This is a genomic window from Streptomyces sp. NPDC001668, from assembly GCF_042893155.1.
Taxonomy (GTDB): Bacteria; Actinomycetota; Actinomycetes; order Streptomycetales; family Streptomycetaceae; genus Streptomyces.
In genome coordinates this window covers 207,968-215,037 of sequence record NZ_JBIAUQ010000008.1, presented here as the reverse complement: position 1 = coordinate 215,037, position 7,070 = coordinate 207,968, and the positions used below count along the sequence as shown (strand labels likewise).

The window sequence follows — 7,070 nt, the reverse complement described above, 5'->3', positions numbered from 1 at the left end:
CGTCGGCGTCAGGGGCTTTGGTGGACGGGGTCAGGGGCACGGTGGCGGCCGGGTCCCCGTTCTCGCGCGAGTCGGCGACCGCGCTCTGCGCCGTCACGCCGTCGGCGTCCGAGGCCCCCGGGGACGTACCGGAGGGCGAGGCGACCGCCCGGTTCCCGTCGCCGTGCGAGTCCGGGGCCGCGGGGGCCGCGTTCTGCACCGTTGGGTCGTCGGCGTCAGGGGCTTTGGTGGACGGGGTCAGGGGCACGGTGGCGGCCGGGTCCCCGTTCTCGCGCGAGTCGGCGACCGCGCTCTGCGCCGTCGCGCCGTCGGCGTCCGAGGGCTCCGGGGACGTACCGGGGGGCGAGGCGGCCGACCGGGTCCCGTCGCCGTGCGGGTCGGGGGCCGCGGGGTCCGCGCTCTGCGCCGTTGGGTCGTCGGCGTTCGGAGAGTCGGTGGGTCGGTTTCCGTTGTCGTGCGGGTCGGGAGTCGTGGGGTCGGTGGTCTGGGCCCTGGGGCCCGCGTGGGGCTCGGCCGGCCGGTCCGTGCCGGACCGCGGCTGCCCGCTCCCGCCGCTCTCGTCCACGGTGTCCCCTCGTTCGAAGCGTCTTCCGCGCCTGCGGTGCGGATGGGTCTCGGGTCGATGGTATGCGGCGGTCGCGGCGCGTTCCGCCCCGGCACCCCCCGTGTTTCCTCAGGGGCCACGGCGGTCACGGCCGCGAGTGGGTCACTGTCAGTGGCGGGCCGTATGGTCTGTGGTCATGGAGACGAGCACGGAGGGCGTGGCCGAGGCCGCGGTCGAGGTCCCGGAGGCGGCGGGCGCAGAGCTGCCCGGGACGGTCGAGGAACCGGTCCCGGCCGGTGAGCGCGGCGGGGACGCGTCGGCGTCCCCGGCGGCGGCAGGGGCACCGGACAGCGGTGCGGAGTCGAGGCCCGCCGTCATGGCGCCGGCCGCGCCCGCCTCCCTGTCTCCTTCTCGTGCCAATGACTTCATGCAGTGCCCGCTGCTGTACCGGTTCCGGGTGATCGACCGGCTGCCGGAGAAGCCGAGCGAGGCGGCGACCCGGGGGACGCTGGTGCACTCGGTGCTGGAGCGGCTTTTCGACGCGCCCGCCGGTGAGCGGACGGCGCCCGCGGCCAAGTCGCTGATCCCGGGCCAGTGGGACCGGCTGCGGGAGAGCCGGCCTGAGGTGGTGGAGCTGTTCGCCGACGATCCGGACGGCGAGCGGCTGGCGACGTGGCTCGGTGAGGCGGAGCGGCTGGTCGAGCGGTGGTTCACGCTGGAGGACCCGACGCGTCTTGAGCCCGCCGAGCGGGAGTTGTTCGTGGAGGCGGAGCTGGACTCGGGGCTGCGGCTGCGCGGGATCATCGACCGGGTCGACGTGGCGCCGACGGGCGAGGTGCGGATCGTCGACTACAAGACCGGCAAGGCGCCCCGGCCCGAGTACGCCGAGGGCGCGCTGTTCCAGATGAAGTTCTACGCCCTGGTGGTGTGGCGGCTGAAGAACGTGATCCCGCGCCGGCTCCAGCTCGTCTATCTCGGCAGCGGTGACGTGCTGACGTACGACCCTGTCCTCGCCGACCTGGAGCGGGTCGAGCGCAAGCTGCTGGCGCTGTGGGAGGCGATCCGGCAGGCCACGGAGTCGGGCGACTGGCGTCCGCGTCCGACCAAGCTGTGCGGCTGGTGCGACCACCAGGAGCGCTGTCCGGAGTTCGGCGGCACTCCCCCGCCCTACCCGCTGCCGGTGAAGTCCGCGGCCGGCGAGCAGGGCAGAATGGGGCCGGACTAGCGAAGGAGACTTACGTGGCCATCCGCGTCCTACTGGTCGACGACCAGCCGTTGCTGCGTACCGGGTTCCGGATGATTCTGGAGGCCGAGCAGGACATCGCGGTCGTGGGCGAGGCCGGAGACGGCCTTCAGGCTCTGGACCAGGTGCGGGCGCTGCAGCCCGACGTGGTCCTGATGGACATCCGTATGCCGCGGATGGACGGTGTGGAGGCGACCCGGCAGATCACCGGTCCCGGGCGGGACGGTCCGGCCAAGGTGCTGGTGCTGACGACCTTCGATCTCGACGAGTACGTGGTGGAGGCGCTGCGGGCGGGGGCCAGCGGGTTCCTGCTCAAGGACGCCCCGGCCAACGAGCTGGTGCAGGCGATCCGGGTGGTGGCCGCGGGTGAGGCGATGCTCGCGCCGAGCATCACGCGCCGGCTGCTCGACAAGTACGCCACGCATCTGCCGTCCGGTGACGAGCCGGTGCCGGACACGCTGCACACGCTCACCGACCGCGAGGTCGAGGTGCTGAAGCTGGTGGCGCGCGGGCTGTCCAACGCGGAGATCGCCGCGGATCTGTTCGTCAGCGAGACCACCGTGAAGACGCATGTCGGTCACGTCCTGACCAAGCTGGGGCTGCGGGACCGGGTGCAGGCCGCGGTGTACGCGTACGAGAGCGGTCTGGTGCGTCCCGGCGCGCAGTAGCCCGGAGCCGTTACGGCGAAGAGGGCGCCCCCTTCCTGACAGGGGGCGCCCTCTTCGTGTCCGTGGGGCCGGCTCAGCCCTTGCTGAGCTCCCAGAACCGGAAGACGGTCGAGGCGTCGAGGCAGTACTCGAGGCCGTAGACGTTGTCGCGGACGACGGCGTACTGCTTGGCCTGCCAGACCGGCAGGACGGGGACCTCCTCGGCGACGAGGTCCTGGAGCGTGCCGAAGGGGTCGTCCGTGGCGGAGCGGTCCGGCTGGGCGGCGGTCTCGGGGATGAGCGAGCCGGTGATCTTGTTGTTGCTGTAGTTGTTGTCCAGCACGTTGCCCTTGCCGAAGAAGGGGGCCGTGAAGTTGTCGGCGTCCGGGTAGTCGGGCACCCAGCCCTTGACGTAGACGCCGTACTTGCCGGCGGCGATGTCCTTCTCGTACTGGTCGAAGGCCACGGACTTGACGTCGGCGTCGAACAGCCCGCTGGCGTTGAGCTGCTGGGCGATCGTCTTGAGTTCCTGGTCGGTGGCCGGGCCGTAGCGGGACGGCGTGGACCACAGGGTCAGCTTCACCTTGCCGGTGATGTTGTCGTCGGCGAGGGCGGCCGCGGCCTTGGCCTTGGAGGGCTGGGCGCCGTAGGTGTCGAAGAAGGCCGTGTTGTGGCCCGCGATGCCGGCCGGGATGATCGAGTAGAGCGGGGTGGCGGTGCCCTGGTAGACGTCGTGGATGAGGGCTTCGCGGTCGAGCAGGTAGGCGATGGCCTTGCGGACGCCGATCCGGCCCGTGACCGGGTCGTTCATGTTGAAGACGAGGTGCTGGACCTCGGCGCTGGTGCCCTCGACGACCTCGACGCCGGAGTCGGGCGCGGCGTTCTCGATGTCGGTGATGTCGCCCGCGGTCAGGCCGCGGTAGGCGAGGTCGACCTTGTCGTCGGTCAGGGCGGTCTTCAGGGCGGCCTGGTCGCCGTGGAAGAACTTCAGCGTGACGCCGGAGTTCTGGGGCTTGGCGGTGCCCTGGTAGTTCTCGTTGACGGAGAAGACGGCTTGGTCGTCGTCGAACGAGTCGAGCTGGTAGGGGCCGGAGCCGACCGCCTTGCCGTCCTTGCGGAGGCCGTCGGCGTCGTACTGCGTGTGGTCGACGATGGAGCCGGCGCCGGAGGCGATCTTGCTCGGGAAGGTGGCGTCCGGGGTGTTGAGCTTGAAGACGACCGTCTTCTCGTCCGGTGTCTCGACCTTGTCGAGCATCGGGAACATGATCGCGGGACCGGCGTCGTCGTTGATCTTCAACGTGCGGTCGAAGGAGAACTTGACGTCCTCGGAGGTCAGCGAGTCGCCGTTGCTGAACTTGAGGCCGTCCTTGAGCTTGCACTCGTACACCTGGGTCTTGGTGTCGGTGAACTCGCAGCTCTGGGCGGCGTCCGGTTCCGGTTCCGTGCCGCCCTTGGGGAAGCTGAGCAGCGACTGGAAGACGTTGTTGAACAACAGCCAGGAGCCGGGGTCGTAGCCGGAGGCCGGGTCGGTGGCGAGGACGTCGTCGGACATCCCCATCACCACGGAGGAGCCGCCGGAACCGGAGTCCCCCGACTCCGTGCCGCAGCCGGTCAGCAGACCGGAGGCGAGCCCCGCCACGAGGGGCAGGACCTGCCACTGGATGCGCTTGTTCACGTGCGAGTGCCTTGTCGTCGATTCTTGTGGAATCCCGGGCCCGTCCGCCTGGGCGCGGGGCGAAGGAGGCGTCGGCCGGTGGTCGGCCGCCGACGCCTGTGCCGAACGGCCGGTCAGCCGCTCACGCCCTTGCCGAGTTCCCACAGCTGCAGCGTCGACGAGGAGTTGAGCGCGTAGGCGGTGCCCGTGACGTCGTCGCGGGCGGCGACGTACTGCTTGCCCTGCCACAGCGGCAGCACCGGGACGTCCTTGGCGACGATGTCCTGGATCTCGGTCAGGCTCCCGGCCGCCGCGATGCGGTCGGCCTCGCGGCGGGAGTCGGGGATCAGGGTGGTGCGGATCTGGCTGTTGGCGTACGGGGAGCCGAGGAAGTTGTCCTTGTCGAGGAACGGGGCGAGGTAGTTGTCGGCGTCGGGGAAGTCCGGGAACCAGCCCATGCCGTAGACGTCGTACCGGCCCTTCTGCTCGGCCGGGCGGAAGGTGGCCCAGGGAGCGCCCTCGATACGGACCTGGAAGAGGCCGCTGCCGTTGAGCTGCTTCTGCAGGTCCTCGAACTCCTCCTTGGTGGCCGGGCCGTAGTGGTCGGTCGTGTAGTGGAGGGTCAGCTTCACCGGGGTGGAGATGCCGGCCTGCGTCAGCAGGGACTTGGCCTTGGTGACGCTCGGGTCGCCGTACTTGTTGAAGAAGGAGTTGGAGTGGCCGGTGATGCTGGCCGGGACCAGTGAGAAGAGCGGCTCGGCCTGGGTGCCGTAGACCTTGGAGACCAGTTCGCCGCGGTTGATGAGCTGGGCCATCGCCTGGCGCACGGCGCGGGACTTCACGGCCGGCGCGTTGGTGTTGAAGGCGAGGTAGCGGATCTCCAGGCCGGCCATCTCGACCAGGTCGACGTCGCCGCCGGACTTGTTCGACAGCTTCTGGATCTGCTGGGGCGACAGGGTGCGGGTGATGAGGTCGATGTCGCCCTTCTCGAGGGCGGTGCCCATGGCGTCGGCGTCCGCGTAGGAGCGCAGTTCGACCTTGTCGTTGTTCACCGTCAACGACCCCTTGTAGTGGGGGTTCTTGGTGAACTCGGCGTTCACCAGCTCGTCGTTCTTGACGTCGGCCTTCATCGTGTAGGGGCCGGAGCCGTCGACGTCGAAGCCGTCGCGGAGCTTGTTCTTCGCGTAGTCGTCGGGGTTGACGATGCCGGCGACCGGGGTCGACAGCTTGTACGGGAAGGTGGCGTCGGCGGTCTTGAGGTGGAAGATGACCTCGCGGTCGCCCTTGGTCTCGACGGTGTCGATGGTGGACAGCAGGGCGAAGACGCCGGAGTCGGCCTTGATGGCGCGGGCGCGGTCGATGGAGTACTTCACGTCGGCCGCGGTGATGGCGTCGCCGTTCGCGAACTTCAGGCCGTCGCGCAGGGTGCAGACGTAGCGTTCGTTGCCGCTGTCGCTGAAGCCGCAGGACTGGGCTGCCTCGGGCACGGGTTCGCCGTCGCCCTTGGGCTGGATCATCAGGGTCTGCACGGTCTGGCGCAGGACGTTCCAGGTGCCGACGTCGTAGGCGTAGGCGGGGTCGAGCGGCGCGGGAGCTTCCTTCGTCGCGGTGAACCGGTCGGTGGTGCCGACGGCGATCGGGTCGCCTCCGCCGCTGCCGCTGTCGGTCCCGCCGCAGGCGGCGAGCACCGGCGCGAGCAGACCTATGACGGCCGGCAGCACCAAAGTCTTGCGGTTCATGCTCGGGTTTCTCCACAGCTGTTGAGTCCGTGTATCCGGCATGCAGGGGTGGCGCTGCGGATCACGGGGTAAGGGCGATGTTCTCTCCAGGAGATTAGTCCGCACCTGCGGGAGGGTTCGCGGCCACCGGAGTTGGGCCTCCATCACACAGCGGAACCGGGTGTGGACGCACCGAAAACCCGACCGGGGAAGGTTTGGTGCAGGTTCCCATCAATTGGGACACATGGGCGCGCTCGAACCCCTCGAAGGGGGGTGTCCGGCACAGCCCCGCCCCCCTGTCGAGACCCGGTCGAGTGGGGAACCTCACACCCGTAACGGGGTGCCGGTGGGCCGGAATTCGGCCGTTCGTCGCGCCTTGAATTCCCGCGGCGGAGGCCTGGGGAATTACCGCGCTATCCGCGCTGCACGCTGGGTGAACACCCGAGGCATTTCCGTCATCGAAGGCTGATCAGGCCGCGCAGGAATGTCAGGTCGACCTCTTCGAGGGAGCCCACGACCGTGCGTCCGGGGGCCGGGGCGATGGGGGCCACGGAGGGCACGGCCACGACCTGGCAGCCGGCGGCCTCGGCCGCGGCGACGCCGGTCGCGGTGTCCTCGACCACGGCGCATCTGGCCGGTTGGGCGCCGAGTCCGGCGGCGGCGAACAGATACGGGTCCGGGTGCGGCTTGGTGCGCGGCACCTCGTCGCCCGCGACGGTGAGGGCGAAGTGCCGGTGGCCGAGGGAGTCGAGGACCCGGTCGATGATGCGCCGGTGCGAGGCGGAGACCAGGGCCGTGGGGATCCGGTGCGCGGACAGTTCGGCCAGCAGCCGGGTGGCGCCGGGCATCAGGGGCAGAGCGCGGCCGATGCGGTCCTCGAAGCCGTCGTTGAGCAGGACGGTGAGCTCGGCGAGGGTGATGTCGGCGCCGGTGGCCTCGATCAGGAAGCCGGCGCTGCGGGTCATGGGGCCGCCGACCACGACATGGCGCCAGGAGTCGTCCAGGGTGTGGCCGAGGCCGGCGAAGACCTCGACCTCGACGTCCCACCAGAAGCCCTCGGTGTCCACCAGGGTGCCGTCCATGTCGAGGAGGACGGCCTGGAGGGCGGAGCCGTCTGCCATACGGGTCAATGGCGCGGGGACCGTGCTGGTCATCCACGTACCTCCTGGGGGGACGAGCAGGCCGGTTCCCACGAAAGGAACCGGCCTGCGGTGGACCGACCAGTGTACGACTTATCGGATCAGTGTGCTCGGTGAGCCAGGAC

The 7,070-nt window shown here is 70.0% G+C and carries 5 protein-coding genes and 1 pseudogene; 2 read left to right on the top strand and 4 right to left on the bottom strand.

Going from position 1 to position 7,070, the window contains the following annotated elements; all coding sequences use genetic code 11:
• A pseudogene (locus ACFYZ8_RS25165) lies at window positions 1-565 on the bottom strand (hypothetical protein); the annotation flags it as partial.
• Between the two features lie 355 nt (window positions 566-920).
• Here ACFYZ8_RS25165 and ACFYZ8_RS25160 point away from each other — a divergent pair.
• Window positions 921-1,769 carry a RecB family exonuclease gene (locus ACFYZ8_RS25160; RefSeq protein WP_388536335.1) on the top strand — a complete coding sequence of 283 codons (849 nt, stop codon included), beginning with the start codon at window positions 921-923 and terminating at the stop codon, window positions 1,767-1,769.
• 14 nt (window positions 1,770-1,783) lie between these two features.
• A complete protein-coding gene (locus ACFYZ8_RS25155) occupies window positions 1,784-2,455 on the top strand; it encodes a response regulator transcription factor (protein WP_020141342.1) in 672 nt (223 codons plus the stop codon).
• 73 nt (window positions 2,456-2,528) lie between these two features.
• Here the strand turns inward: ACFYZ8_RS25155 and ACFYZ8_RS25150 are convergent, their stop codons facing one another.
• From ACFYZ8_RS25150 to ACFYZ8_RS25140, 3 genes are all read right to left on the bottom strand, one after another.
• The gene (locus tag ACFYZ8_RS25150) at window positions 2,529-4,109 is read right to left on the bottom strand and encodes an ABC transporter substrate-binding protein (RefSeq protein WP_388536074.1); all 1,581 of its coding nucleotides are present in this window, start codon (window positions 4,107-4,109) and stop codon (window positions 2,529-2,531) included.
• Window positions 4,110-4,222: 113 nt separating this feature from the next.
• Window positions 4,223-5,827, bottom strand: a complete 1,605-nt coding sequence (locus tag ACFYZ8_RS25145; protein ID WP_388536077.1) for an ABC transporter substrate-binding protein — start codon at window positions 5,825-5,827, stop codon at window positions 4,223-4,225.
• A 434-nt stretch (window positions 5,828-6,261) separates the two neighbouring features.
• Window positions 6,262-6,960, bottom strand: a complete 699-nt coding sequence (locus ACFYZ8_RS25140; protein WP_359032033.1) for an HAD family phosphatase — start codon at window positions 6,958-6,960, stop codon at window positions 6,262-6,264.
• Window positions 6,961-7,070: the final 110 nt, after the last annotated feature.

What these genes read in the sequence shown, in the direction of transcription:
- ACFYZ8_RS25145 (WP_388536077.1), bottom strand. Translation starts at nt 5,827, where the DNA reads ATGAACCGCAAGACTTTGGTGCTGCCGGCCGTCATAGGTCTGCTCGCG.
- ACFYZ8_RS25160 (WP_388536335.1), top strand. Translation starts at nt 921, where the DNA reads ATGGCGCCGGCCGCGCCCGCCTCCCTGTCTCCTTCTCGTGCCAATGAC.
- ACFYZ8_RS25140 (WP_359032033.1), bottom strand. Translation starts at nt 6,960, where the DNA reads ATGACCAGCACGGTCCCCGCGCCATTGACCCGTATGGCAGACGGCTCC.